Raw genomic sequence first — 26,728 nt, forward strand, 5'->3', positions numbered from 1 at the left:
CGCTAAGAGATTTAGTCCCACCATTCCCGTGTAAGAATTCTTATTATGTAGCTGCGGGCAGTTATTTCTCAGATTCGTTCAAATCATTCTCTGCTGTCCCGCATTACTCTTTAGCTGTTCGGTCTTGCCTGAAAAAAAGGTGTCTCATGAACAAAAATGCATTTTTAAAGCACATACCTTGGGTTATTCTCGGGATTATCGGTGCTTTTTGTCTTTCAGTGGTTGCACTTCGCCGTGGTGAACACGTCAGTGCATTATGGATAGTTGTTGCTTCTGTTGCCGTTTATTTAGTTGCTTATCGTTATTACAGTCTTTACATCGCTCAAAAAGTGATGAAACTTGATCCAACTAGAGCAACACCTTCTGTTGTTAACAATGACGGTTTGAATTATGTTCCTACTAACCGTTATGTTCTATTTGGTCACCACTTTGCTGCGATTGCAGGTGCAGGTCCTTTAGTTGGCCCCGTTCTTGCTGCACAAATGGGGTACTTGCCAGGTACACTTTGGCTATTAGCTGGGGTTGTGCTTGCGGGGGCTGTACAAGACTTTATGGTGCTGTTTATTTCGACACGCCGTAACGGTAATTCACTTGGTGAGATGATAAAGAAAGAGATGGGGCCTGTACCTGGTACTATCGCTTTATTCGGCTGTTTTCTTATCATGATCATCATTCTTGCAGTGCTTGCACTTATCGTTGTTAAAGCATTAGCAGAAAGCCCATGGGGTGTGTTCACTGTTTGTTCAACAGTACCTATTGCCCTGTTTATGGGTATTTACATGCGTTATATTCGTCCAGGCCGTGTTGGCGAAGTGTCTGTTATCGGTATTGTATTACTGATTGCCGCGATTTGGTTTGGTGGTGTTATTGCTAGCGATCCGTACTGGGGACCTGCGTTAACCTTTAAAGATACAACAATTACATTTGGTCTTATTGGTTATGCTTTCATTTCCGCATTACTGCCTGTTTGGTTGATCCTTGCACCTCGTGACTATTTAGCCACTTTCTTAAAAATTGGGGTTATTGTCGGTTTAGCGGTTGGTATTGTTATTCTGAACCCTGAACTAAAAATGCCAGCGATGACTCAATATATCGATGGTACAGGTCCATTATGGAAAGGGGCTTTATTCCCATTCTTATTTATTACTATTGCTTGTGGTGCTGTATCTGGTTTCCACGCGCTGATAGCATCGGGTACAACACCTAAACTTATCGCCAATGAGATGGACGCACGTTTCATCGGTTATGGTGCAATGTTAATGGAATCATTCGTTGCAATCATGGCGTTAGTTGCGGCTTCTATTATTGAACCTGGCCTCTATTTTGCAATGAATACTCCACCTGCAGGTTTAGGTATTACTATGCCAAACCTTCATGAGTTAGGTGGTGAAAATACAGCAGTTATAATGGAACAGCTAAAAGATGTTACCGTACATGCTGCTGCAACGGTTAGTTCATGGGGCTTTGTTATTTCGCCTGATGAAATCTTACAAACAGCAAAAGATATTGGTGAGCCTTCAGTATTAAACCGTGCTGGTGGTGCGCCTACCTTAGCAGTTGGTATTGCGATGGTATTCCATAAAATCATTCCTGCTGCGGATATGGGCTTCTGGTATCACTTTGGTATCTTGTTCGAAGCGCTCTTTATTTTAACAGCGTTAGATGCGGGTACACGTTCTGGTCGTTTTATGTTCCAAGACTTGTTAGGTAACTTTATCCCTTATTTGAAGAAAACAGACTCGTTCATTCCAGGTGTTATTGGTACAGCGGGTTGCGTTGGTTTATGGGGATATCTGTTATATCAAGGTGTTGTTGACCCATTAGGCGGTGTTAAGAGCTTATGGCCACTGTTTGGGATCTCGAACCAAATGTTAGCGGCGGTTGCTCTGGTATTAGGTACTGTTATCTTAATTAAGATGAAACGTACTAAATATATCTGGGTAACGGTTATTCCAGCAGTATGGTTATTAATTTGTACAACATGGGCATTAGGTCTGAAATTACTGAGTGATGACCCACAAATGGAAGGCTTCTTCTATCTAGCAAATGAATACAAAGCGAAGATTTTAGCGGGTGGTGCTGACTTAACAGCAGCGGAAATTACCAATATGAATCATATTGTAATTAATAACTACACTAATGCAGGCTTAAGTATTCTATTCTTAGTGGTTGTTTACAGCATCATTTTCTACGGTTTCCGTACCGCAATGAAAGCACGTAAAAACCCAGAAGCAACGGCACAAGAAACACCTTATGTGCCTATGCCAAAAGATGTAAAAGTGTCCTCAGGTCACTAACTTCAGGTTGATAGGTTAAATCCCCGTGCTGGCTTGCCAGTACGGGGCTTAGGAGAAACTAATGTTTGGTAATTTAGGGCAAGCTGGAAAATATCTAGGACAAGCAGCACGTATGCTAATAGGTATTCCTGATTACGATAATTATGTGCAACACATGAAAGATAACCATCCAGATAAGCCTGTTATGACCTATAACGAGTTTTTCCGTGAGCGTCAGGAAGCCCGTTATGGCGGTGGTGATGGTAAAGGCGGTTTTCGCTGTTGCTAATGATCCGTAAAGGAGATAGATGATGGAACCTATTGCAGTAACAATATTAACCGGTTTTTTAGGATCGGGAAAAACAACACTTTTACGTCATATGCTTAATGAAGAGCATGGCTATAAAATTGCTGTTATTGAAAATGAATTTGGGGAAGTACCGATTGATGATGAAATCATTGGCGATAGAGCAACTCAAATTAAAACATTAACCAATGGTTGTATCTGCTGTAGTCGTTCTAATGAATTAGAAGATACGTTATTAGACTTATGTGATAGCTTAGATCGTGGTGAAATTGAGTTTGATAGATTAGTGATTGAATGTACAGGTATGGCTGATCCTGGTCCTATTAGTCAAACGTTCTTTTCTCATGAAATTATCTGCCAGCGTTATTTATTAGATGGCATCATCACGCTTGTTGATAATGTTCATGCTCAGCAACAACTGGATCAATTTACGATTGCACAATCACAAATTGGTTATGCAGATCGCATCTTATTAACGAAAACAGATGTTGCGCCAGCCTCTCCTGAACTAATGGCAAGACTAAGACGTATTAATGCCAGAGCACCTGTGCATACCGTTATTCATGGACAAATTGATTTAGGATTATTGTTTAACGTAAAAGGTTTTATGTTGAACGATAATCTCGATGTAAAACAGCCTCTATTCCGTTATCAGGCTGATAAGCAAGATGATATCAATTCGATTGTACTAAAATTTGATTATCCCGTTGAGTTGCAAGAAGTTTCAGACGTAATGGAAAAATTACTATTAAGCTTCGCTGATAATCTTTTGCGTTATAAAGGGATATTAAATATTAAAGACCAGCCTAATCGTTTGTTATTCCAAGGTGTACAACGTCTTTATAGTGCTGATTGGGATAGGCCGTGGCATGAAGATGAAACTCGTCAAAGTACATTGGTTTTTATTGGTATTCAATTACCCGAACAAGAGATAAGAGCCAGTTTTGATGCTTTGATGCCTAGCACAGAAGAAAAGGCTTATTAACCGAATACCCTGTAGTGAGTGTTAGAAAGTAGTAAGAAGTAGAGCAGTAACCGTAGTAATTGAACCGTAGTTGCCGTAAATAGCAGTAACGAATATTGATAAGCTCCTGACTTGAGGAGGATCCTGTTCCTAGGATCTTATGTTTCACCCCATAATAACCAAAATTATGGGGTGCTTTTTTTAAACGCTCAAATTAGCCATTGGCAACAGCTTTATATTCCATGATCTCAATAATTTGAACATCGGTATGTTGCATTGCACGGCTTGCTAATGCACACAAATTTTCAATAGTAGAATCAACGTCATGAGCGACAATACCGTCATTACCTGTCACATAAGTGTTATCTAGAGCCATTAATACAGCTTTATAAGCCGCACTTGCTCCTGTTGAGACTTTCATCGCACAGCTATTAGATGCACCATCACAAATCACACCGCTGATATCACCAATCATGCTACTAATTGCCATCGCCATAGATTCGTAACGTTCATCCATTAGCCATGCAATTGCGCCAGCAGCGCCCATTGATGCTGTTGTTGCTGCGCATAACGCAGATAGTGCCGGAAACTTATGGTGAATATATATTGCCAGTAAATGGGAAAGCATTAATGCTCTTGCCATTTTTTCTTCGCCAACTTGTAAATATTCAGCAACGACCACAACAGGCATCGTTGCGGCAATACCTTGGTTGCCTGAGCCGGAGTTACTCATTGCGGGTAAAACGGCACCACCCATACGTGCATCAGAGGCTGCAGAAGTACGGATCATGATTTCTGATAATAAATCTTTTGCTAATAAGCCACGCTGTTGTTGGCGTTGTAACGTTTGTCCAATATGTAAACCATAAGTATTGTTCAAACCTTCTTTTGATAACGCATCATTTAAGTGTGCTGACTCAAGGATAAAAGAAATTTCTTCTACTGGAGTTTGAGTCACAAACTGGTAAATTTCTTGGGTATTAGTTTGGGTTAACGTTTCTTTTATTTCACAAGGTGATGCAGACTGTTCTGTACCATTGCAAGTGTTATCAAGAACAACATGACCGTTATGAATAATTTTGACGATATTAGTATGATTACCGGCAATAATTACTGTTGCGCTATTTTCACCATCTTCCACAGTCACTTCGCTATAAAGAACTTCTTGGCATGCTTTTTTAATTGAAACGTTTACAATGCCAGCAGCTAATAGCGCTTTACTTTGCTCAACATGATCAGGAGTCGCATTCTTTAATACTTCAAGGCCAGCTTTACAATCGCCACCAACGGCACCTAAGCTTGCGGCGATGGATAATCCCACCATACCTGTACCCGGCACTGTAACACCCATACCGTTTTTCATTAAATTAGGGGAGACTTCAGCACTAATGCGGGTAATCGCGTGTTGTAAGTAACTTGCTGCAGTTGCAGCCGCCAATGCAAGCGAGATAGGTTCTGTACAACCTAAAGCGGGTTTAACTTGTTGCTTAACTGCCGCTATCAATATTTTCCAACGAGAAGATAATTGTTCTTTCATTGCATACATCCAATAAACAGTATGAGAATTCAAAGGGTTATTCTATTTTTAATACTCCCATCATACTTAATTTATTGGAGAAAGTTTTTTCTGAATTTACTAACATTGTACAAATTTTGAGAAAATATTCCCCTTTGTAGCTTCTATGTTGGTAATTTTTTCCACACAAAATAAAAACAAACGTTTTGGCTCTTTAATGTAATTTATGAGTGCTAAAGAAGGGCGGTTTTGTATCTAATGTATAAATTAAGGAAGATAAAAAATGAAGATAAATAAAATAATTTAAGAAATTAACAGTGAGATTAAATAAAAAGGCAATAGAACGAATACACAATTCTATTGCTAGTATAATGATCATACTTAATGTGGGCTAACTCAGGATTGTTAAAATAAAAATAATGAGTGAGTATTTTCAATATTGCATTTTTATTTTAACAAAACAAATAATAGGCTTATTGTTTTTTAGTGTATAAGAATAATGCTTTATATTTTTGTTAATATTTTCATAATGATATTTTTTAATGTTTTATTTAAAAATGAAGAGTTAAATATATTTTTAGAAAAACAGATAATTGATTTTTAGTTATAAAAATCACAATAAAATACCTTTATTTATTTTTAATATGTTTATTATTTGAAAATAACCTGAAGCAACAAATATTGCTTCAGGTATATTTATCAATAATAGAAGATAGCAATAATAGTACTGTGGAATATAAAACCAACCATAAGCGGTATTGCTGTCCGTTTTACAACATCAAATGGTTGCAATTTCGCGCCACTAGATACTGCAATAATAACCCCTGCCACTGGAGACATACCTCGTCCCATATGTGATGCTTGTTGCATTGGTAAAATCATCGCAATTGGGTTTACACCCATGCTATGGGCAATTTGTGGAATAAGTTCAACGAATGCAAGGAAAGGCGCATTACCTGAACCCATAATAATCGCGGCAGCTAATGTCACGATAGCGAAGACCAATGCCATTGCAAATGGTGGTAAGCCAACAGATTCCGCCATCACGATCAGGCTGTCAATTGCACCACTGACTTTAATACCATGAGCAAAAACACCTGCTGCGACTAATAAGCCCACAACGTTACTAAATGCAGAACCCATACCCTTTAAGAAATGCTGGAAACCTGCACACACTGATTTAAAATCACGTAAGCGTAATGTTTCAATTAGCATACAAATTGCCATTGAAATCAATACGATTGTGACTACATCAAGGTGAATGCCTTTAACAAATAGGCTTGATGAACTTACTGCCATAATAATAGGTAACATTGGCAGTAAGGCATAAAAGCCGGGTACATTTTTATCACTCTTTGCTTCTTCAGACATTTTGCCTAATTGAGGCACAAATCCGGCTTTGCGGTCACAATGGCGTTGCCAGAAGATATGTGTAATACCAACAGCGAATACGGTTGCAATCGCCGCAGGGCCTTGGTAATAAAGCACATATTCGACAACCCCTAAGTCAACGGCTTTTGCACCACGAATGGCATCAATGGCAGTTGGGGTGTAAGCAACACCTAATGAAGTTGCAATCACACCCGCAGCCGATGCTGGAGATAAGCCAAGTCCTATCATAATCGGGAACATCGTACCCATTAATAGAACGGCCAATCCAGTTGCTGAAGGAATAGCAAGTTGCAAAATACTAGCGAGTAAAAACGAGAAAAATAGCAGCACATAAGGTGAGCGCATATTTTTCAATGGACGAGTTGCAACACGAACAACGGCCTCATTGGCGCCAATATGATCCATATAATGTGCAAACCCCATCAGTGCCATGATCATTAAACCAAGATCAGCCGCACGACTACTAAAGAGATCACGCATTACTTCAAAAGGATCTAACCAACCGATACCTGTTGTTTTGACATTTTTAGGAAGAATATCTCCCCAACCAAACATCATTGTTAGCGCCATTAAGGCTAAACCAGCAACTAACAAAACAGGCTCTGCTTTATATCCTTTCAAGATCATTCTAGCGACAATAACAACGACAATTAAGACCGCAAGAATTTGGATCATGCTTTAGCTCCAGGTGCAAAGCGCTCAGCCGTGATCTTAACGACAGATTTTAAGACATCACTGGCAGCGTAAAGCGATTTAACGGGTAGATATTCATAAATAGAGTGGAAGTTATGAGCACCAGTAAAGATATTAGGACAAGGCAGACCATTTTGAGAGAGTGCTGCGCCATCATAACCACCACGCATTGGAATTGGGCGAGGGGTAATACCATTTGCTTCATAAGCAGCCACAGCAATATCGATAGGATAGCGATTATCGCCTTGTAGGCTATTAAATACGTTGGCATAACGGTCAGCAAGTTTACAAGCTACAGAACCTTCACCCCATAAACCTTCACAATAATCAGAAAGTTGCTTTAAAAATGCCATACGTTGTGCATAACCTTTTTCGGTGAAATCACGCACATCCATTTTTAATACAGTACGGGCACTATTACCTGCTAATTGTTTGACCCAATAATAACCTTCACGGCCTTCGGTATATTCAGGTGCTTCACCGCCAGGTAACATGGCAACAAATTTATGTGCCATTAACAGTGAGTTTTTTAATTTACCTTTGGCTGACATTGGGTGAGCCGATGCACCTGTAAAGGTAATTTCGACATCTCCTGCATTCCAGTTTTCATACACTAATTCACCAATACCACAGCAATCTAAGGTATAGGCAAAATCAGCACCGAATTCTTTAGTATCAAAGACTTTTGCACCACGTAAACCTTGTTCTTCATCGGGTACAAAACCAATTTTAACCGTACCATGTTTCACTTCAGGATGCTGTTTAAAGTACTGCAACATATCCATAATTGAGGCGATAGCGGCTTTATCGTCAGCGCCTAATAAGCTAGTACCATCGGTTACGATAATATCGTCACCAATATAGTTTTCTAATTCAGGAAACTCGCTTTGACGTAAAAAGATCTCAAGTTCTTCATTTAAGCAAAGATCGCCACCTTTATAAGGTAGAATTTGCGCTTTGGTATCATTAGTTTGTTCAGCACTGGTATCTAAATGGCCAAAAAAAGCAACGGTTGGAACTTCATAGTCAAGATTAGAAGGCAGTGTTGCGGTAACAATCGCAGTATCACGAATTTTGATATCTTCAACACCTAAAGTTTTTAACTCTTCGACTAATTGTAGAGCTAGGACTCGCTGACCTTCCGAAGAAGGCATAATACCAGCTGCGCCATTTTCCCTATTTGTGGTGGTGTTAACTTTTGTATAAGAAATAAACCGTTCAACGAGATTCATGACAATACTCCATTGTGTTTTTAATTGTATTCTCTGTATTAATACTTACTTATTTCATTTATTAGAAAAGACTAACACTTACTTGTATCATAAAAAAAACAATAGGGAATTATAGAAAAATTATTATTTTTACAATAAATTTTTAATGTTAATTATTATTTAATTTTTGGTTTTCTTTTTATTAGAAAAAATAGTGTTTTTTGTAGATGAGGTTATTTTTATTTACTACACTACCTTTGGTTTTATGAGTTTAATTGTTAAATTTTTTTAATTTATACTTATCACTTTATTATAATTAATGTGTTTTTTTTAACGATTAAGTTTTTTTTCTGAAAATACACACTGTTTATTAAAAAAAAGAAGAGAGAATTGATATATAAAGGTGGTAGTGAGATTAAAATATTATTTATATATAAATAATATGAGTATTTTTATAATGATTGATATCAATGAAGTTGGTAAAAAAATACTGTTTACTTCTAATAAAATAGTCTCTATAGGTGAAAAGATAAAATTATCTATTTCTAACTTACCTATCAAGGTGAAGAATACAATAAGTGAATTCATTCATCCAAATCGCTATGAAAATAAAATAGTCTTTAATACAAAGAATACGTTTTTAAAACCTGAATATTTAATAATTAGTAATGAAGAAAAAAATTATATAGGCAATAAAAGAGTAGAGTCTACTCCTATAGGCGATAAAACGATAGCGTCTGATCCTGTAGACAATAGAATAAATTTTTCAAAAGAGAGCTTGCAAATTTTAAATGAAAGATTACAAGTTTTGAGTGATATTGAACTTCCAAATGGGGATTTAGTTCCAATTGATGAGGCTATTGATGCTCTTCATTTATGTCAACAAGATAGTCTATTAAAGAGTAAGTTATCATTAATTGATTATATTACTGATATGAATTTTAAATCATCCATAAAAACCAAAATAGAGTTATCAAATAAATTAGATGATAATTTAAATATATCTGATTCAAAAGACATATTTAAAGGTCAATATGAATATATAAACTTAGATGCTCATAAAAATGAACAAATAACCATTACTAATCCACACTATGATAGTATTAATGAACAAATAGCCATTACTAATTCACACTATAATCGTATAAATGAAAGTAAAAATTCTTTTGAAAAAAAATATTTTAAATCTTTCTTGCTTCAAATAACAAAAGATATTTCATTATTAGATAGATTATCAGATGATAATAACAGTTATGGATATGTATTTCTTGCTAAAGTCGCTAACTATTTAGAAGATTATAATAAAAATAAAGGACAAGAAAAAACTGACTGTTTTAATAAAGATACTTATTTAAAAAAACTGTCTAGTTCAGATTATTTTTTTAAATTAAATAAAAGAGTTAATGATATTATTTATTTGCAATATTTAAAGAAAGAACAAAGCACTTATGAAAATAGTGTTGTAGAAAAAATCATCGTCACAGATAACAATACTTTAAATGAAGGTGAAAAATTACAAGAGGCAGAAAAACAGAAAAAAATTTTTGTTGTTCATGATAAATCAGATGAAAATAATATGTCAATAATAGAAAAACAGCATAAAGATCAACTTACTTTGATTAATAATGATAATTTATTTGATGAGTTTTTATCTGATATAGACAATCAACTTAATATAGCGAATGAAAATAAAAACCTTACACTAAAAGAGTTATTGGCAAAGGTGAAAAAATAGCAGTGTCATTTTAACCTCTGTATCTATTTTAATTAATTTTAAATATATAAATTATATATAATTTAAAAATAAAAAGTTTTTTATAGATGGAGGATAAATGAAAGAAGAAGAGAAAACAAAATATAAAATAGTGCCTATAATAAACTAATGGGATGATAATAATGATTATCGAAAGTATAGGTGGGCTAGAACAAAAAAGTTCATTAAATGTATTAAATCAATCATCAAGTGCTGATTTTAACATTAAACTTAACTCAGTATTATTAGTAGAAAACTCAGTAAATGAATTTTTTGATGTTAACTCTTTAAATGAGAACGATCTAACGGAAGATGAACCCATTTATATGGAAATGGGTAAGAGTTTAGATAATGTTACCAATTCTTATGACGTTAATTATGATAATAATTCCGATACTTATCTTTTTGATAAAAGTTTATCCATTAATAATAAAAAATTTAACTTTTTTGTTGATTTAAGTAAGAAAGAAATAGAGCTAATATTTAGTTACTTAAAAAATAAAAACTATGATGTTAATAAATTGAAAAATATAAATTCATTGATTTATTCTATTGATGATTTAATGAAAGATGTTGTTGAAGAAAGTATTTATGAAACAATGAATAATGATTGTTCTTTAAGTGAAAAATTAGATTTAATTGATGCTTTATCTGAAATTGTTTCTGAAAATAAAAAAATAAAAGGAAGTTTTAAAGATAATCTAATCCGAAGATTAAGTGATGTCTCATTAAATGAGTTATTTTCTTTATGTGATAAGTATGAAGAGCAATATGAAATAGAAGGATCTTTCTTAATTAGTAAATTTATTTTTCAACTTATAGATGATTTTAATAAATTAAATAAAAATAAAAATAAAATAAAATTAAATGAAGATTTAAAAAGAGGCTTAAATTCTATTATTCTTTTAAAAAGCCTAAAATTAAAAGACAATAATATTATTTAACAAATTTCCCCCGATCAAAATATCGGGGGAATTTGATAGTTATATATCTAAGCGCTTTGCTTGCCATTTTCGAGAACGCCAACGCCATGCGTTAGTTAAGCCTCGTAGCCATTCATCACAAAGGAAGCCGATCCAAATACCAATTAAGCCCATTTCCATCTTAATACCGAGGAAATAACCCACCGGAATTGCGACACCCCACATAAAGCAAATTGCTGTCATCAGAGGGAATTTAGCATCGCCAGCGGCACGCAAGGCATTTACCATTACGATATTAAAAGTACGACCCGGTTCTAAAAAGACCGATAAAATAAATAGCGGGATCAATTGGTCAATAATGCGTTGATCTTCTGTAATGGAATACAAAATAGGATCACGCATAAACCAATAAACAATAACAACACCAATCGTAAATATCACGCCTGTTTTTAAACTTTTCCAACCACGATTAAAGGCATCATCAAAGCGTTTAGCGCCAACCAAATGTCCCACAAGAATTTCATTACCAATGCTAATTGCAATACCAAAGAGCATTAAAAATAGTGACAATTGGAAATAGAGAGTTTGTGCTGCAAGAGGGACTTCGCCCATTAAACCAATAAAGGCAGATGCAGTCATGTAATGTAAGATCCAAACTAGATTTTCACCAGCAGCTGGTAAACCAATGTGTAGAATTTTTCCAAGCATATTTTTGGACCAGATAAAGAGTTGCCTTGCTTGAAACTTAATGCGTAAACCGTAGAACAATAATCCACACAATAAAATAACCGCAATAATACGGCCTACAACAGTAGACCAAGCAACACCGACTAATCCGTATTGTGGTAAACCGAAGAAGCCGTAAAGCACAATCATATTACCAATAACGGTAACGATGTTGGCGATTAATGTGACATACATGGCGGCTTTTGATTTGCCATAAACTCTCAGACAAGCTGCAAGAATAATCGAAATTGCCTCAGGAATAAGGCAAATACCTATAATATGTAAATAGTTATAGCCATCTTGCACTAAATGCTCAGGCGTATTCATGATATGTAGAATATTGTAGCCAAAGAAAAGAATGATCAAAGCGCTACTAATACCTAGCAAAGAGTTAAAAGCGATAGAAATATGAATGGCTTGGCTGGCTTTTTCTTTTTTACCCGCACCTAAATATTGGGCAATAACAACGCTACACCCCACACTAATAAAGCTAAAAATAGTAATAAAAAGATCAAAAACTTGGTTACCGACACCCATTGCTGCTAAGTAAGCGGTCGAAACGTGGCTTACCATGTAAGTATTAATTAATAGTGTGGCTAGATGTAGGAAAATATCTATAAATATTGGCCAACTAAGAGAAAAAAGCGAGCGATCCGCTACATCAGACTGATGCATTGAAAACCTTCTTAAAAACAGAGTGAAATCGATTTATTAATATAACGTGTAGGAAGATAGGGGATTCTACAAGGTTTATTTATAAGGGAATAGCACAAATAATGTTTATCTGGCAAAAAAGATATTTATATGGTTTATTCATTGATAACTAATCACTATTATCATTAAGAGATGATTAACGTTAAAGTCAGGGGAATTAATGAATACTAAAATAAAAGTAGCTATTGTCGGTTATGGCAATATTGGTCGATTTGCATTAGAAGCGGTTCAAGCGGCTCAAGATTTTGAATTAGTGGGTGTTGTTCGTCGTGATATCAACAATGTTCCAGAAGAACTGCAAAATATTACCGTGACTAACGATATTAAAACATTAGGTGATGTTGATGTTGCTCTTTTATGCTCACCAACTCGTGCAATTAATGAGTTAGCTAAATCTATTTTAAGCTTAGGTATTAATACAGTAGATAGTTTTGATGTTCACAGTGAAATTGTGTCATTAAAAACAGAATTAGATGACGTCGCAAAAAAACATGACCGTGTTGCTGTTATTTCAGCAGGTTGGGATCCAGGCTCTGATTCTATAGTTCGTGCTTTAATGTTAGCTATGGCGCCAAAAGGGATCACTTATACTAACTTTGGGCCAGGCATGAGCATGGGGCATAGTGTTGCAGCTAAAGCGATTGAGGGTGTCAAAGATGCACTTTCAATGACTATCCCATTAGGGACGGGTGTTCATCGTCGTATGGTTTATGTGGAATTGGAAGCAGGAGCGAATTTTAATCAAGTAGAGCAAGCTATTAAAGCTGATAGCTATTTCTCTTCTGATGAAACGCATGTTAAGCAAGTTGATAGTGTCGATAGCTTAAAAGATGTGGGGCATGGTGTTCATATGACTCATAAAGGGGTATCAGGTAAAACACATAATCAATTATTTGAATATTCAATGCGTATTAACAACCCAGCATTGACTTCTCAATTTATGGTGTCTGCTGCAAGAGCCAGCATGAAACAACGTGCAGGTGCTTATACTGTTATTGAAATTCCACCCGTTGATTTCTTAGCTGGCGATTTAAATACATTAATTGCCAAATTGGTTTAATTTTAATTAAGACGCTCTGCATAAAATATTGCCCACATAAAGTGGGCAATATGAATTAACGCTTAGGCAAACTTGATGATTTTGAATTAGCGTTTAATACTTTTAAATTCTTTAGTTGTTGCGGTTAATGCCACTTCTGTTGGTAAGCGTTCCATTGAGCTTGCGCCGTAGAAACCGTGACAATCAGGGCAATTATCTAAGATATATTGTGCATCTTCTGGCGTTGCAATTGGGCCACCATGACACAGTACAATAACATCAGAACGTACAGCTTTAGCGGCTTTTGCCCAATCATTAATTAAAGGAATACAGTCGGCTAATGTTAATGCCGTTTCAGCACCAATATTACCACCAGTTGTTAATCCCATATGAGGCACAATAATATCTGCGCCCGCCTCAGTCATTGCAATCGCATCTTCACGGCTAAAGACATAAGGTGTGGTTAATAAATCTTTCTCATGGGCTTTGCGGATCATATCCACTTCAAGTCCATAACCCATACCTGTTTCTTCTAAATTAGCGCGGAAATTACCATCAATTAGACCTACTGTTGGGAAATTTTGTACGCCAGCAAACCCTGTTGCTTTCACTTCATCTAAGAATTTATCAAAGTTGCAGAAAGGGTCTGTACCGTTAACACCAGCAAGCACGGGTGTATGTTTAACAACGGGTAATACTTCTTTTGCCATATCCATAACGATTTCATTAGCGTTACCATAAGCTAATAAACCCGCTAAAGAGCCGCGGCCAGCCATACGATAACGACCAGAGTTATAAATAACAATAAGGTCAATACCACCGGCTTCTTCACACTTAGCTGAAAGTCCTGTACCTGCGCCACCACCAATAATGGGTTCATGGCGTGCAATCATTTCATTGAATTTTTTTAGTAACGTTTCACGTGAATGAGTCATTCTTCTTTCTCCGTGGTTAACAAATAAGTTCCTGGTGTAAATTATAAATTTGCTGAGTAAACTCAGCGGAGTTTATGTGATAAGGACTGATGACTAACTGACGAGTCTCTGTCTCTTTAAATGTTGTTATAAATGCATCAAAAAACGCTTGGTTTGCTTGAGGGTCCCAAAAAGGGCCTTCTTTTATGTCTAGAGCTGAAAAACCGCCCTGTGGTAATACAAACCGCAATGGACCTTCACACTGATTGAGTTTCTCAGCGATCCAGATACCTAATTGACGGTTTTCCTCTGGTGTTGTGCGCATCAAGGTGACTTGTGAATTATGATGATAAAATTGACGTCCTTTATATTTCTCAGGAACACTTGATGGGCGACCGAAGTTCACCATATCTAATGCACCGCAAGAACCTATATAAGGAGTTTTGGTACGGGCGATTGCACCAAAACGGTCTTCATCACAAGCAAGCACACCGTCAAACAAGTAATCACACACTTCTGTTGTTGTAAGATCGAGCACACTATGAAGTAAGTGACTGTCTGCCAGTTTTTCCATGGCTTTACCGCCACTTCCTGTGGCATGAAAAACAAGGCAGTCATAATTATTTTCAAGTTTTTGTGTGAGTTGTTGTACACAAGGCGTAGTCACGCCAAACATCGTTAATGCGACAGCCGGTTTATCAACAACGTGTTCTTCTTCATAAAAATAAACAGCGCCAGCTATTTGATTTGCCGCATTTCTTAAAACTTTACGAGAAATACGATTTAAGCCGGATACATCTGTAACGGAGTACATCATTGAGATATCACTTGCACCGATATAGCCTGAAATATCACCAGACGCCATCGTAGATACCATCAATTTAGGTACACCAATTGGCAAAGATTGCATTGCTGGTGTAATCAGTGCCGTTCCCCCTGAACCGCCTAGTCCAAGAATGGCTAAGACATCATCACAGTGAGTTAAATAGCGTTCAAATGCGATTGACATCGCTTCTATTGCTTTCCCTCTGTCGCCACAAAAAACAGCTTCTGAGCCATTTGGATGAAAGCGTGCAACTTCTGTTGCGGTGACATCAGCTTCTCGTGCCAATGCCGTGGGTTTGGTTGTCAAGTCAACGGTTTTAACAGGAAGGCCTGCTTTTTTAATTAAATCACTGACATAAAAAATCTCAGCACTTTTAGTATCAAGCGTTGTGGCAATATAAATAGAACCAGCATACTGTTTCATAAGCCTTCCCATACCTTTTATAATTATCGACGAATAGATTATAATCATAATGAGACTTGAGTTTCATTTATCATAGCATTGTTTTGAGACTGGAGTCTCATTATTTTTATTTTTTGTACATAAAAGGTCGATAAGGTGTGATTAATCACCTAAAGTAAACGTTAAGTGTTGTAAGTATTTAGCTTAAGATAAGCCAGACACATAAAAGTGTAGAAATAACGAAGGATCTTCTATGAGTTACAGTGATGAAACGGATGCAATGTCCGGTACACGAAAAAGAACCCATCAATTATTAGTGACAACAGCATTGGGGCTTTTTGAGCAAGGGATGTTACCGACGGTGTCAGAATTAGCAGCACATGCAGGTGTTTCGAGAGCAACCGCATATCGTTATTTTCCCACACAAAGTGATTTAATTAGTGCCACAGTTGATGCAAGTTTAGCGCCAATCATTGCATGGCGGCCCACTCCTGAAGATAATACGCAACAACGCATTACCGAGTTGCTCAATCTTGCCTATCCACAAATGTTTAAACATGAAGGTGCACTGCGTGGTGCTTTGCAAGTTTCATTACAGCAATGGGCAAAAGAGAGACAATCAAGTGAATATGCAGAAAAACGATTTATTCGTGGTCACCGTAAAGATATTTTACTCAAAGTTATTGAGCCATTAAAATCACGCTACCCCGAAGAAATGTGGGATAAGGTGATTAAATCGTTCTCTTTAATTTACGGGTCTGAAGTCTTTTTAGTAATGAAAGATATCTGGAAAATGGATGATCAACAGGTCATTGATATGACCCAATGGATGGCAAAAGCTATCTTAAATCAGGCAAAGTCTGATTATCCTGCAGATAACGATTAATTATTTGAATAAATCAGTTAAAATTGTATAAATCATTTACGTTTTAGCTATTGCAGGGATCGTTATGTCACACAAAACAGAAGACCAAGAGTGGCTGGTAGAACAACTACAATTTATTGCACAAGGCATTGGTAAAACATTATCGCCTTTTTGTGAAGTTGTACTTCATGATCTAACCGATAGTGAGAATACCATTATGGTCATTGAAAATAACCTATCAGGTAGAAAAGTTGGGGACAGAGCAACTGAGTTGGGAATGGCGCGTATTGAATCGTCAAATTTCCCTCAAATAGTGGCGAATTACCCAAATCAGTTCCCTGATGGTCGAACAGCAAAAAGCACCTCTATCGGTATTAAAGATAAGCAAGGCAATTACGTTGCTGCGTTATGTTTAAATATTGATATTTCAATGATCAAAGGGTTACAAATGGTACTTAACCAATTTGCAACCCTTGAAGAAGGTAATGACATTATTGAAACCTTTAGTTCAGTGACTGAAGATTCGCTGAAAAAACGTATCGATGAATTTTCTGCGACTTATTCAGTGACACCAAGAGCATTAAAACCCCATCAACGACGCGAATTGTTGCTTTGTTTACAAGATGAAGGCTATCTTTCACTGCGTAAGGCAATGGAAATTACCGCACAATACCTCGGTGTTTCAAGAGCGACGGTATATAACGATTTAAAAGAGTAGTAATCTTTCATTATTATCTATTGCTAAAGAATAAATAAACTTAAAAAAAGATATCACTTGTTGATATCTTTTTTTTACTTCTATTTATTGAGTTTTATAATATGTCGTATTTTTATTGAAAATGATTAATTGATTATTATTGTGTGATTTTTATAAACTTTAAAAAATAAGAGGAATAGACTATTTATTATTATTTTTAAAGAAGGTGTTAAAAAATGAATGTTACTGAAATATCAAGTAAACCTAATGAATTTAGCAGCAATATAAATGATAAAGTCAATAAAAAATATGTTTTTTTAGAAAGAATTAAATCTACTGTAAATACAAATTCAACATTTAATATAGAAAGAATGAGTAATAACAGTGTTCAGAGTGCAGATGAAAAGGTTAAGGCTGTATTCAATGAAACCGCTAATGAAATTTCAAACAAACCCTTTAATCCAAACTTGAAACTTGGTGATTTGAATAAGTTAATCGATTATCTGAACGATATATCTAACAATATTATTGTTTCAAGTGAAGATTCTAATAAAGTTATAAAGAATCAACGTCTTGAAAAAAAAGAAAATATAGAAAAACTTCCTGACTGGATCACTAGCTCAGGAAAAAAAGAGTTAAATACAAATCAAAAACTTTATTTTTCAACAGAAAAGAAAAGAAGTTTTAAAAATCTATTAAAACCCATAATTTCGCCATTTAAGTTTATAAACAGATCATTATTACCTATAAGAATAAATTATGAAAATTTAAATATAAACGAAGGTGTGGATACATTTAAATTTGATAATATATCAAGTAATAAGGATGCTTTTATTAAATTTTCAAATAAATTACATCAACTAAATGAAACCTTTACTGAAAATATTAATGAGGTAATATCTAAAAAAATAAAAAACAGAAAAAAAATAGATATTGCGATCAAGTATCATACATTAGAAAGAATGCTAGTATGTAAGTTTGTTCATGAGATTAAACAGCTACAAGATGAATTAAAAGCTGACTTAGCTAAAAATAAATTTCAAGAGGGTTATTTTGACTTACCTAATGAGATAGTAAATAAATTAAATACTAATATTAATTTAAATATAGATGATCTATTTTCTTCTAAAACAATAGATGATTTGAAAAATTTAATAAAAGAAAAAGTAAATAATCAGGATAAGAATGTAAAAATTGGAACTTTTATTGATAATGTTTTTGATGAGAAAAACAAGTTAGTAATGGTTGAAAATTTTAAGGATGATTTAAATGGGGCTAAAGAAGAGCTGTCTTTAAATTTGACAAAGGAATTATTTAAATGCTTATCAAAAGATGATGAATTTATTGGTGAAAAAGAATCTATTTCTAAGATAGATAATTTAATAAAAATGGTAAATAAAGATGTTTATCAAAGAATGGGAGGGGTAACGGATGAATTAATAAACTCACTTTGTAAAGGTTTCTATGAAAATATAAAACAAAATGATCATAGAGATAATTTAATTATTAGATTATTTAGAAATTCAAGTAATAATATTAATTACAAATGGGCGGGGGATTCTATTGCTTTATTGGCTTTTTATGGTTATTTTGAAAATAAAAATTATGAATATTCTAATTACATTAGTGGAGGTAAGGCGATCGAAGGCGGTGAAGGCTCTTCTTATGAAAAAAATACAAAAATAGAAAATGAGCTAAGAAAAATTTCTAATCGACTAGGATTAAATTTTAATAATTTAGATGAATCAATAGAAGAGATTATTAGAAAACTTATCGCTAATTATTCTAAGCCAATTTGATGGTGTAATAATTTTTAATGGTTTATTCAATATATTAACTAGGCATTTATTATGAGTGAAAATAATATAAATATTAATCCTAAGTTTTCTTTTTGTAAAGTTACTCATCGATACCCTAAAAAAGAAGAGTATGTTATTTCAAAAAAAATAAAAGTAATAGAGAACACACCAGTATCACCTTCATTTTTAAAGAAAATATTTCATGCCACTTCCTATGTTTTTCATAAGATTAATATGATTTTTCTTATTAGAAGCATTAATAATAATAAAGGATTGGGTTCTTTTGGATACTTTGAAAATATAGAGGTTAGTTATGAAAATCATAAGAATAGTAAGAATTATAATGATAATGTAAAAAAATCAAATATGATACAACAACTTATTAATAATGTTAATTCTAAATTTGATTTTTATAGTTTTTGCAATTATTTAACAGAAGTTAAGATGGCTAAAAATTATTTTTCATTATCTAATCATCATGATTGTATCAACCCTAATGATCAGGATCTAAGTATTATCTTTAATGATATAATTCATACTAGACTTAAAAGGTTAAATGATGATGATTTTAAAAATATCTATAATCTTATTATTAAGAGATATAACTATGAAAAAATACATTTAAATAAAAAAAATAGTTTTATAAGTAATTTTTCAAGTGTTAAAAAAAGAGATGAGTTTATAAGTTTTATTAATTTACTGATTATTGCTGTAAATGAAATAGATATATTAAGTAAATTTGATAGAAAGATTCGTGATAAAATAAAGAATGATTTATCAATAATAATGAAGGAATGCTTAGGAAGTGAATATCAAGAATATATGACTTTTGAAGAATTATCGATGGCTTGGATGAATACGCATGTTTATAGATATAAACCAGGAGAATGTATAGAGATAGATAAAGGGAAGATTGATGTAATTGAAAATCAATTGGCAGAGGTTAAAGGAGAGGTTAAGGAAGAGGTTAACGGAGAGGTTAACGGAGAGGTTAAAGGAGAGGTTAAAGGAGAGGTTAAAGGAGAGGTTAAAGGAGAGGTTAAAGGAGAGGTTAAAGGAGAGGTTAAGGAAGAGGTTAAGGAAGAGGTTAAGGAAGAGGTTAAGGAAGAGGTTAAGGAAGAGGTTAACGAAGAAGTTGGTGAAGAGATTAATAACGAGGTTAAGGAAGAGGTTAACGAAGAAGTTGGTGAAGAGATTACTAACGAGGTTAAGGAAGAGGTTAACGAAGAAGTTGGTGAAGAGATTAATAACGAGGTTAAGGAAGAGGTTAACGAAGAAGTTGGCGAAGAGATTAATAAAGAGGAAAATCCAGAGGTTGATGAATGTAATGTGATAATTAATATAGATCATTGGTTTAATTATTATGATGATGAGCTAACAGAGATTCTTGGGGAAAAAGAGTTATTTCCAGAAGAAAATATTGAAAAAGAAAATATTAATATTGACTTTGATGATACAGAATATAAAAAAATCATGGATGATATTAAACTTTTGTTATCTCAGAATGTGACTGATAAATTTGATAATATACTATTATTGTTAAAAAATGAATTACATGAAATTGATCAGTATTTAAATAAAGAGGAAATTAAAAGTATATATGATGAGTTGTATTCTAAATTTAAATCTTATTTAAATAACATGAATAATATAAAAGATAAGCTTGGTAGTATTTCTGAAGAGTTAAATAAAATATCTCTGGAAGAAGGTGGTATTTTAAACGATATAAAATCAAGTGGTAATTTCTATTATAATATTGATTTATACATAAATGAAATAAAACAAATTTTTAAGGAGATTGATAAAATATTAGATAATGAAAATAAAAATAACTCAAATAGTATGAAAGATACTTTAAGTTATGATTTTGAAAAATTAAAAAGTAGTTTAAATGATGTTTTGAGTGATATACTAGTTTCTAATATTGAAGATAAGAAAACTATCTTTAATGGTTTGATTAAAGACTTTGATAAAATAATATTAAATTCAAAAAATGATTACTTAGATAATGAAATTAATAGGCTGAATGATATTGTTAAACAAAAAACAAGAGATCATAATATTGTAGTTAAGCCTTTATCGGTTAATAATGAAATCACACCATTGGTTAAAGATATAGATGTTGGTAATACATCATTGTTATATCAAAATAATACTGATGAGGTAGATGTTGATGAATTATTGTCATCTTTAGATAGTCGTATAAATAAAATGGGAGTTGGTGTTTCTGATATTATTGATAAGTTTAAAAATTTATCACGTAATACTGAAAATAACATGATAACGAACTCTGCTTTAAATAAAGTGCAAGAGTTAAAAAATAAGTATACTAATAAAAAACAAATGTTTGTTGGTCATGATGTTAAAGTTTCGCATGAAGATGATCTTTATGATAAATATCAGGAAAGTGCTAAAAAATCAAAAGCGTTACAGGAAGAAATAAGTGTACTGAAAGGAAAATTGATAGAGTCAAAAGAACGTCGTAGTAGAGAAAATAAAAATTATATGAATGATTTAAATAAAACCAGAGAAGCTGAAGAATATAGAGAAAAAGTAAAGGATAGTAGTAGTAGTAGTAGTAGTAGTAGTAGTAGTAGTAGTAGTAGTAGTAGTAGTAGTAGTAAAAATGTTGTAAATTTTATTAAAGAGAAAATTATATTAGATAAATCAAAACAAAAACCAAAATCACAATTAAAACAAAAAATAGCATCAAAACTATATGATTTAAATAATAAAAAAAATATAAATGATGATGATTTTCATGGTGAATTAAGAACAATGCATTCAATTAGTATCAATACGGTTAATAATATTGAAATAAAAGATGAAAATATCATTTTGATTAAAGATTATAAAAATGAAAATAAAAATATTGAAAATGTAAGCTTTAATGTAAATGAAGATAGAGTGACCTATTTAAGAGTGGATTATGATGATAAGAAAGTGGTTAATAATTTTAAATATACTATTAGCGATGAAACAATAAAAGAAAAAATGAAAGAAATAAAAGAAATAAAAGGAAAGAAAGAAAAAATAGAAGAAGAGAGGATCATAAAGGAAAAAGTTAAAGGTGATATAATAAATATTATTAATAAAATAAATGAGGTATACAAAAAATAAGTATTAAAGGATAAAACTTGCGTTAAAGTTTTTTTCTCAAGTAGTACTTCTTATCACTTATTGGATAGTTTTCTAGGGTGCCAAATATTACAAATCCCTGTTTTTGATAAAAAGGCAGGGCTTGAAAGCTAAAAGTATCCACTTCTGCATATTTGGCGCCTTTTTCTTTTGCCGCAAGTTCCATGGTTTGCAGTAATTCTGTACCTATGTTTTGTCCACGATAGGCTTTATCTACCCATAAATAGCGAATACGTAACCAATTTCCTAAAATATCTCCTGTGATCCCACCTATTTTTTTACCGTTATCTTCCTTAAAAACAGCCAATGGTGAGTATTGTTCCATCTGAATATAACGAAGGTTGTGGGTTAACAATCCTTCATAAATTTCATTGATCTCATTTGGTGTTGGATTTGTAGTAATTTTTAACGACATAATCGGCTCTTAGTATTAAGAAAAATAATAATAACATTATCACTATTTGTTTATTAAATATTTATATTAATGCTAGGATAAAACCATAATTAAAAAAACGGATCACACAACATGTTGTTTTTAAAAACTCTACCCGGTATTTTGTTTTGTGCATTAATAGGTGGTGTTCTTACTCTTTCAGGCTTACCCATGGCACTGATGTTTGGGCCTATTCTCGTCGTTATTATCGCTTATCGCTTTAAATGGGAGCTTGCGGTTCCTAAACATACATTAACCTTTATTCAACTCACGTTAGGAACTTCAGTTGGTTTAATGTTTAACCAAGTTCATTTAGGTAGTGCTGATAATTTAATTATTCTATTACTCACTCTTGTTGTTTGTTTAGCCATTCAGTTTTTTGTGAGCTACTTTTGGTTCCACCGTCATATTGGTTGGACGAAAGAAGAATCAATGCTTGGGGCTGTGCCCGGTGCGATGGCTGCTATTTTAGCATTAACAGATCATACAAAAACGCCCCCTCAAAAAATAGTTATTTCTCATACTATTCGTTTAATGGTGTTGATTATTATGGCGGGTTTTATTGTGGGATCAGATAAAGCCAATATGCCAGAGTTCACTATACCTGAAATAACGCTAGTTTCATTATTGTGGTTATTATTGATTGTGGCTTTAGGGTTAGGTTCAGGGCTTTTATTGCAGAAAATCCGATTCCCTGCACCCTTTATGTTAACGTCATTAGGTAGTGCGATACTGATCCAATCGTTTGTTAGCGAATCCATTGCTTTTCCCATGTTACTTAATGAATTGAGTATGGTTTTAATTGGGATGAATATCGGGGCACATTTTGTTGTTTTTCCACTTTCATCATTAATTAAGAATGCCTTTTCTTCTGTTCAAGTGGTTATTATTAATGTGATCCTCACGGTGATTGTTGCGTGGGGGGCAGCTTATTTAACAGGGGTTCCTTGGGCGACTTTAGTATTGGCTTGGGCGCCAGGAAGTATGGAAGCTATGACATTTGCTGCGATAACGATGAACGTAGATGCGGCTTTTGTTATGTCAAATCATATTTTTAGAATGCTGATTATTCAAAGTATTCCATCAGTGGCTCTGTATTGGAATGAATATAAACAGAAGAAAAATAATCAGAACAAAAAAGAAGAATAAAATATAAAAGGGATAATTTTGTTTTTTTGATAACCTCTATTTAGTTGCCGATATTGAAAAACAAGCATGCTATTTCAAGAGGTTATCTTATTCTATCAATCCAATTGTGGCTTAATAGGGGCATTAATAGTTTAATAAACTGAGAGATTTATTAGCTAATAATTGGCATTTTTTATTGTGTGATACTTCAATACCTTTTAGATCATTGTAGCTATCTTCATTTAATTTGCTCATCGGTAACGTTGAGTAATTACTCACATCCCATTGTTGTGAGCGAGAAAAGACCATTAAGGCTCTTTCAATTTTAGATTTTGATATTTGCTCATAACCACAATCTTTATTTAAAAAAAGGTAGATGGCGGTTAAATCAGCCAAGTCTTCTGCTTGTGTATAAGTTAACGCCTTTGCACTCGAAGAAAAAAACAGAGTAAAAGAAAGCGTTAGTGTGCAGAACAAGGCGAACATTTTTTTCATTAGGTGTGCTGTTCCTTTGTGTGATGATTTAGCAAGTTTTGTTATTTGGCTTAATGTAGTTAAAAGTTTTGCAAAGACCCGCTGTTTTGTTGGGTTTTAAATTGACCTTCCAGTAAGGGGAAACTTTAGCATTGGTAATAGTTTACAAAACTTCTTGATTCATCTTATTTCGATAAATACAAAATAATTTGTTTTTATTCAAAGGAATATATTATGCAACGTCGCGAATTTTTAAAATTAGGCGCCACATTAAGTGCTGTAACATTATTACCAAGTTGGAGTCGCTTTGCGTTTGCCCAAAGTAACACGCCTTCATTGGCTATTCCACCTCAAATTACCCCCGATGCCCAACAAAAGATTGTTCTGAATATTCAACAAGGTATTTCTAAATTTATACCTACCGCGAATACCACTACATGGGGCTATAACGGTAGTTTATTAGGCCCAGCATTGAAACTTAAACGTGGTCAACCCGTCACAATTAATATCAATAACCAATTACCAGAAACGACAACGGTTCACTGGCATGGACTTGAAATCAGTGGTGAAGAAGACGGTGGCCCACAAGCAATGATTGAGCCAGGAAAATCTCGTACGGTCACTTTCACACCCAATCAAGCTGAATCAACATGTTGGTTCCATCCTCATACTCATGGTGTTACTGGACAGCAAGTTGCCATGGGGTTAGGGGGATTAGTGATTATAGAAGATGATGAAACCGCAAACCGGAAATTGCCTAATCGTTGGGGGGTTGATGATTTACCCGTTATTTTACAAGACAAGCGTTTAGATAGTGATGGGCAAATCGATTATCAACTCGACGTAATGAGCGCTGCAATTGGTTGGTTTGGCGATATGATGTTAACCAATGGCGCTATTCAACCACAGCATATTGTCCCAAAAGGTTGGGTTAGATTGCGTTTCTTAAATGGCTGTAATGCACGCAGTTTAAATCTTGCGACAAGTGATGGCAGACCAATGTATGTGATTGCAAGTGATGGTGGATTACTCGCAGAGCCTATAAAAGTGACTGAATTACCGATCTTAATGGGAGAGCGCTTTGAAGTTTTAGTGGATACCTCTGATGGACGCGATTTTGATATTGTCACTTTACCTGTTCGTCAAATGGGGATGGTTTTAGCACCATTTGATAATGTATTACCAGTGTTACGTTTATTACCTTCTGCAGAAAAAGGGCAAGGTTTGTTACCTGAGCAATTGGCGCTTATTCCTGCATTACCCGTATTAAGCAATCTTTCAACGCGTACATTACATCTGCGTATGGATATGCGTTTAGATATGCAAGGTATGATGCTATTAACAGAGCGTTACGGCGATAAAGCACTAGCAGGTATTCATCATGGAATGAGTCATATGCGTCAAGGTAACGGTAGTGGCATGATGGGCGGTGGAATGAATTGCGGTCATGACAATGGTGATTTAGATATCTATAATGCCAATAGTATCAATGGTATTCCATTCTCAATGACTGAACCTGCATTTGATGTGAAACAAGGCGTTTATGAGCGTTGGGTTGTTTCTGGTCGTGGTGACATGATGTTACATCCATTCCATGTTCATGGTACACAGTTCCGTATTTTATCTGAAAATGGTAGAGCACCAGAGAAGCATCGCCAAGGTTGGAAAGATATCGTAAAAGTTGAAGGGCAATTTAGCGAAATTTTAGTGAAGTTCGACCATTTGGCCACAAAAGCACATCCATTTATGGCGCACTGTCATTTATTAGAACATGAAGATACTGGAATGATGGCGGGTTTTACTGTTAGCAAATAATCAATCACTGTAAAAATTATTAATATCAGTAAGATAAATTAATAAAGGGCATGAAATTGATATTTTGTGCCTTTATTTTCATTAAATCAGATCGTCGCATGATGAAGGAAGTTCTGGTACAATCGATTGCTTTCCCCGTTAACCCAATCGAAATTAATCATGAAACATATTGTTGATGTCATGATCTCTGAAGAAGAGATCAAACAGCGTATTGCTGAGCTAGGTCGTGAAATCACAGAACATTACCGCCCACGTCAAGGCCAACATGATCTTGTCTTAATCGGCTTGTTAAAAGGTTCTTTTATTTTTATGGCAGATTTATGCCGTGAAATTGACGTGAACCATGAAGTCGATTTTATGACTGTATCAAGTTACGGTAATGGTATGACGTCAACACGTGACGTTAAAATTATTAAAGATCTCGATGAAGATATTCGTGGTAAAGATGTTCTGATTGTTGAAGATATTATCGATTCAGGTAACACCTTAAATCGTGTTAAAGAGATTCTAAGCTTACGTGAGCCCGCTTCTATTTCTATCTGTACTTTATTGGATAAACCCTCTCGCCGTGAAGTGGATGTTCCTGTTGAGTGGATTGGTTATTCCATCGAAGATAAATTTGTTATTGGTTACGGCATTGATTACGCACAGCGTTATCGTCACCTACCTTATATTGGGCATGTAACATTATTAGATGAGTAATTTATTTACTTAAAATAGCAG

The 26,728-nt window shown here is 34.2% G+C and carries 21 protein-coding genes; 13 read left to right on the top strand and 8 right to left on the bottom strand.

Annotated features, from left to right (window positions below):
* Positions 1 to 146 precede the first annotated feature (146 nt).
* The 3 genes from GTH25_RS03490 (at position 147) to yjiA (ending at position 3,568) form a co-directional block, all read left to right on the top strand.
* Positions 147 to 2,297 (top strand): carbon starvation CstA family protein, encoded by a 2,151-nt coding sequence (locus tag GTH25_RS03490; RefSeq protein ID WP_075671941.1) that lies wholly within the window; start codon positions 147 to 149, stop codon positions 2,295 to 2,297.
* Positions 2,298 to 2,358: 61 nt separating this feature from the next.
* A complete protein-coding gene (locus GTH25_RS03495; protein ID WP_004245057.1) occupies positions 2,359 to 2,565 on the top strand; it encodes a YbdD/YjiX family protein in 207 nt (68 codons plus the stop codon).
* A gap of 22 nt (positions 2,566 to 2,587) precedes the next feature.
* The gene (gene yjiA, locus GTH25_RS03500; protein WP_075671939.1) at positions 2,588 to 3,568 is read left to right on the top strand and encodes a GTPase; all 981 of its coding nucleotides are present in this window, start codon (positions 2,588 to 2,590) and stop codon (positions 3,566 to 3,568) included.
* A 193-nt stretch (positions 3,569 to 3,761) separates the two neighbouring features.
* Here the strand turns inward: yjiA and GTH25_RS03505 are convergent, their stop codons facing one another.
* The 3 genes from GTH25_RS03505 to pepT form a co-directional block, all read right to left on the bottom strand.
* Positions 3,762 to 5,084: an L-cysteine desulfidase family protein gene (locus GTH25_RS03505; protein WP_075671937.1), complete on the bottom strand. Its 1,323-nt coding sequence runs from the start codon at positions 5,082 to 5,084 to the stop codon at positions 3,762 to 3,764.
* Positions 5,085 to 5,762: 678 nt separating this feature from the next.
* Positions 5,763 to 7,130, bottom strand: coding sequence for a C4-dicarboxylate transporter DcuC (gene dcuC / locus GTH25_RS03510; RefSeq protein WP_109419507.1), 1,368 nt, complete (start codon positions 7,128 to 7,130; stop codon positions 5,763 to 5,765).
* Entirely contained in the window at positions 7,127 to 8,380 is a 1,254-nt protein-coding gene (gene pepT, locus GTH25_RS03515) for a peptidase T (protein WP_075671933.1), read from the bottom strand. Before pepT ends, dcuC begins: the two co-directional genes overlap by 4 nt.
* A gap of 436 nt (positions 8,381 to 8,816) precedes the next feature.
* Between pepT and GTH25_RS03520 the strand changes: the two genes are divergently transcribed.
* Entirely contained in the window at positions 8,817 to 10,094 is a 1,278-nt protein-coding gene (locus GTH25_RS03520) for a hypothetical protein (protein ID WP_075671931.1), read from the top strand.
* A gap of 161 nt (positions 10,095 to 10,255) precedes the next feature.
* Positions 10,256 to 11,056 carry a hypothetical protein gene (locus GTH25_RS03525; protein WP_164530330.1) on the top strand — a complete coding sequence of 267 codons (801 nt, stop codon included), beginning with the start codon at positions 10,256 to 10,258 and terminating at the stop codon, positions 11,054 to 11,056.
* A gap of 39 nt (positions 11,057 to 11,095) precedes the next feature.
* Here the strand turns inward: GTH25_RS03525 and GTH25_RS03530 are convergent, their stop codons facing one another.
* On the bottom strand, positions 11,096 to 12,436 hold the full coding sequence (locus GTH25_RS03530) for an MATE family efflux transporter (protein WP_099659954.1): 1,341 nt from the start codon (positions 12,434 to 12,436) through the stop codon (positions 11,096 to 11,098).
* Between the two features lie 199 nt (positions 12,437 to 12,635).
* Between GTH25_RS03530 and GTH25_RS03535 the strand changes: the two genes are divergently transcribed.
* The gene (locus tag GTH25_RS03535; protein ID WP_156733058.1) at positions 12,636 to 13,535 is read left to right on the top strand and encodes a diaminopimelate dehydrogenase; all 900 of its coding nucleotides are present in this window, start codon (positions 12,636 to 12,638) and stop codon (positions 13,533 to 13,535) included.
* Positions 13,536 to 13,621: 86 nt separating this feature from the next.
* On the opposite strand, the gene GTH25_RS03540 is transcribed toward GTH25_RS03535, so the two are convergent.
* Complete coding sequence (locus GTH25_RS03540; RefSeq protein WP_075674286.1) at positions 13,622 to 14,449, bottom strand: phosphoenolpyruvate hydrolase family protein; 828 nt, start codon at positions 14,447 to 14,449, stop codon at positions 13,622 to 13,624.
* Positions 14,450 to 14,465: 16 nt separating this feature from the next.
* Positions 14,466 to 15,677, bottom strand: coding sequence for a Tm-1-like ATP-binding domain-containing protein (locus tag GTH25_RS03545; protein WP_075674285.1), 1,212 nt, complete (start codon positions 15,675 to 15,677; stop codon positions 14,466 to 14,468).
* A gap of 232 nt (positions 15,678 to 15,909) precedes the next feature.
* On the opposite strand from GTH25_RS03545, the gene GTH25_RS03550 reads away from it, so the two are divergent.
* The 4 genes from GTH25_RS03550 to GTH25_RS03565 all read left to right on the top strand — a co-directional run bounded on the left by GTH25_RS03550 (position 15,910) and on the right by GTH25_RS03565 (position 22,137).
* On the top strand, positions 15,910 to 16,542 hold the full coding sequence (locus GTH25_RS03550) for a TetR/AcrR family transcriptional regulator (RefSeq protein WP_099659952.1): 633 nt from the start codon (positions 15,910 to 15,912) through the stop codon (positions 16,540 to 16,542).
* Between the two features lie 64 nt (positions 16,543 to 16,606).
* Positions 16,607 to 17,239 (top strand): helix-turn-helix transcriptional regulator, encoded by a 633-nt coding sequence (locus GTH25_RS03555; protein WP_075674283.1) that lies wholly within the window; start codon positions 16,607 to 16,609, stop codon positions 17,237 to 17,239.
* Positions 17,240 to 17,454: 215 nt separating this feature from the next.
* Positions 17,455 to 19,017, top strand: coding sequence for a hypothetical protein (locus GTH25_RS03560; RefSeq protein WP_075674282.1), 1,563 nt, complete (start codon positions 17,455 to 17,457; stop codon positions 19,015 to 19,017).
* A gap of 51 nt (positions 19,018 to 19,068) precedes the next feature.
* Complete coding sequence (locus tag GTH25_RS03565) at positions 19,069 to 22,137, top strand: hypothetical protein (protein WP_164530331.1); 3,069 nt, start codon at positions 19,069 to 19,071, stop codon at positions 22,135 to 22,137.
* Positions 22,138 to 22,159: 22 nt separating this feature from the next.
* Here the strand turns inward: GTH25_RS03565 and GTH25_RS03570 are convergent, their stop codons facing one another.
* Positions 22,160 to 22,570 carry a GNAT family N-acetyltransferase gene (locus GTH25_RS03570; protein WP_075674118.1) on the bottom strand — a complete coding sequence of 137 codons (411 nt, stop codon included), beginning with the start codon at positions 22,568 to 22,570 and terminating at the stop codon, positions 22,160 to 22,162.
* Positions 22,571 to 22,681: 111 nt separating this feature from the next.
* Between GTH25_RS03570 and GTH25_RS03575 the strand changes: the two genes are divergently transcribed.
* Positions 22,682 to 23,737 (top strand): AbrB family transcriptional regulator, encoded by a 1,056-nt coding sequence (locus tag GTH25_RS03575; RefSeq protein WP_075674119.1) that lies wholly within the window; start codon positions 22,682 to 22,684, stop codon positions 23,735 to 23,737.
* Between the two features lie 123 nt (positions 23,738 to 23,860).
* Here GTH25_RS03575 and GTH25_RS03580 read toward each other — a convergent pair whose 3' ends face one another.
* Positions 23,861 to 24,211: a YacC family pilotin-like protein gene (locus GTH25_RS03580; RefSeq protein ID WP_075674120.1), complete on the bottom strand. Its 351-nt coding sequence runs from the start codon at positions 24,209 to 24,211 to the stop codon at positions 23,861 to 23,863.
* A gap of 213 nt (positions 24,212 to 24,424) precedes the next feature.
* On the opposite strand from GTH25_RS03580, the gene cueO reads away from it, so the two are divergent.
* Entirely contained in the window at positions 24,425 to 26,005 is a 1,581-nt protein-coding gene (cueO, locus tag GTH25_RS03585; protein ID WP_156733061.1) for a multicopper oxidase CueO, read from the top strand.
* 159 nt (positions 26,006 to 26,164) lie between these two features.
* Positions 26,165 to 26,707, top strand: coding sequence for a hypoxanthine phosphoribosyltransferase (gene hpt / locus GTH25_RS03590; protein WP_036932823.1), 543 nt, complete (start codon positions 26,165 to 26,167; stop codon positions 26,705 to 26,707).
* Positions 26,708 to 26,728 lie beyond the last annotated feature (21 nt).

Source organism: Proteus terrae subsp. cibarius (assembly GCF_011045835.1).
GTDB lineage: Bacteria > Pseudomonadota > Gammaproteobacteria > Enterobacterales > Enterobacteriaceae > Proteus > Proteus cibarius.

Excerpts from the sequence above, each read along its gene's own strand:
- cueO (WP_156733061.1), top strand. The coding sequence starts at position 24,425 with ATGCAACGTCGCGAATTTTTAAAATTAGGCGCCACATTAAGTGCTGTA.
- GTH25_RS03560 (WP_075674282.1), top strand. The coding sequence starts at position 17,455 with ATGAATGTTACTGAAATATCAAGTAAACCTAATGAATTTAGCAGCAAT.
- GTH25_RS03540 (WP_075674286.1), bottom strand. The coding sequence starts at position 14,449 with ATGACTCATTCACGTGAAACGTTACTAAAAAAATTCAATGAAATGATT.
- pepT (WP_075671933.1), bottom strand. The coding sequence starts at position 8,380 with ATGAATCTCGTTGAACGGTTTATTTCTTATACAAAAGTTAACACCACC.
- GTH25_RS03525 (WP_164530330.1), top strand. The coding sequence starts at position 10,256 with ATGATTATCGAAAGTATAGGTGGGCTAGAACAAAAAAGTTCATTAAAT.
- GTH25_RS03535 (WP_156733058.1), top strand. The coding sequence starts at position 12,636 with ATGAATACTAAAATAAAAGTAGCTATTGTCGGTTATGGCAATATTGGT.
- GTH25_RS03565 (WP_164530331.1), top strand. The coding sequence starts at position 19,069 with ATGAGTGAAAATAATATAAATATTAATCCTAAGTTTTCTTTTTGTAAA.
- hpt (WP_036932823.1), top strand. The coding sequence starts at position 26,165 with ATGAAACATATTGTTGATGTCATGATCTCTGAAGAAGAGATCAAACAG.
- GTH25_RS03495 (WP_004245057.1), top strand. The coding sequence starts at position 2,359 with ATGTTTGGTAATTTAGGGCAAGCTGGAAAATATCTAGGACAAGCAGCA.
- GTH25_RS03545 (WP_075674285.1), bottom strand. The coding sequence starts at position 15,677 with ATGAAACAGTATGCTGGTTCTATTTATATTGCCACAACGCTTGATACT.
- GTH25_RS03490 (WP_075671941.1), top strand. The coding sequence starts at position 147 with ATGAACAAAAATGCATTTTTAAAGCACATACCTTGGGTTATTCTCGGG.
- GTH25_RS03530 (WP_099659954.1), bottom strand. The coding sequence starts at position 12,436 with ATGCATCAGTCTGATGTAGCGGATCGCTCGCTTTTTTCTCTTAGTTGG.
- yjiA (WP_075671939.1), top strand. The coding sequence starts at position 2,588 with ATGGAACCTATTGCAGTAACAATATTAACCGGTTTTTTAGGATCGGGA.
- GTH25_RS03580 (WP_075674120.1), bottom strand. The coding sequence starts at position 24,211 with ATGAAAAAAATGTTCGCCTTGTTCTGCACACTAACGCTTTCTTTTACT.
- GTH25_RS03520 (WP_075671931.1), top strand. The coding sequence starts at position 8,817 with ATGATTGATATCAATGAAGTTGGTAAAAAAATACTGTTTACTTCTAAT.
- GTH25_RS03550 (WP_099659952.1), top strand. The coding sequence starts at position 15,910 with ATGAGTTACAGTGATGAAACGGATGCAATGTCCGGTACACGAAAAAGA.
- GTH25_RS03505 (WP_075671937.1), bottom strand. The coding sequence starts at position 5,084 with ATGAAAGAACAATTATCTTCTCGTTGGAAAATATTGATAGCGGCAGTT.
- GTH25_RS03555 (WP_075674283.1), top strand. The coding sequence starts at position 16,607 with ATGTCACACAAAACAGAAGACCAAGAGTGGCTGGTAGAACAACTACAA.
- GTH25_RS03570 (WP_075674118.1), bottom strand. The coding sequence starts at position 22,570 with ATGTCGTTAAAAATTACTACAAATCCAACACCAAATGAGATCAATGAA.
- dcuC (WP_109419507.1), bottom strand. The coding sequence starts at position 7,130 with ATGATCCAAATTCTTGCGGTCTTAATTGTCGTTGTTATTGTCGCTAGA.
- GTH25_RS03575 (WP_075674119.1), top strand. The coding sequence starts at position 22,682 with ATGTTGTTTTTAAAAACTCTACCCGGTATTTTGTTTTGTGCATTAATA.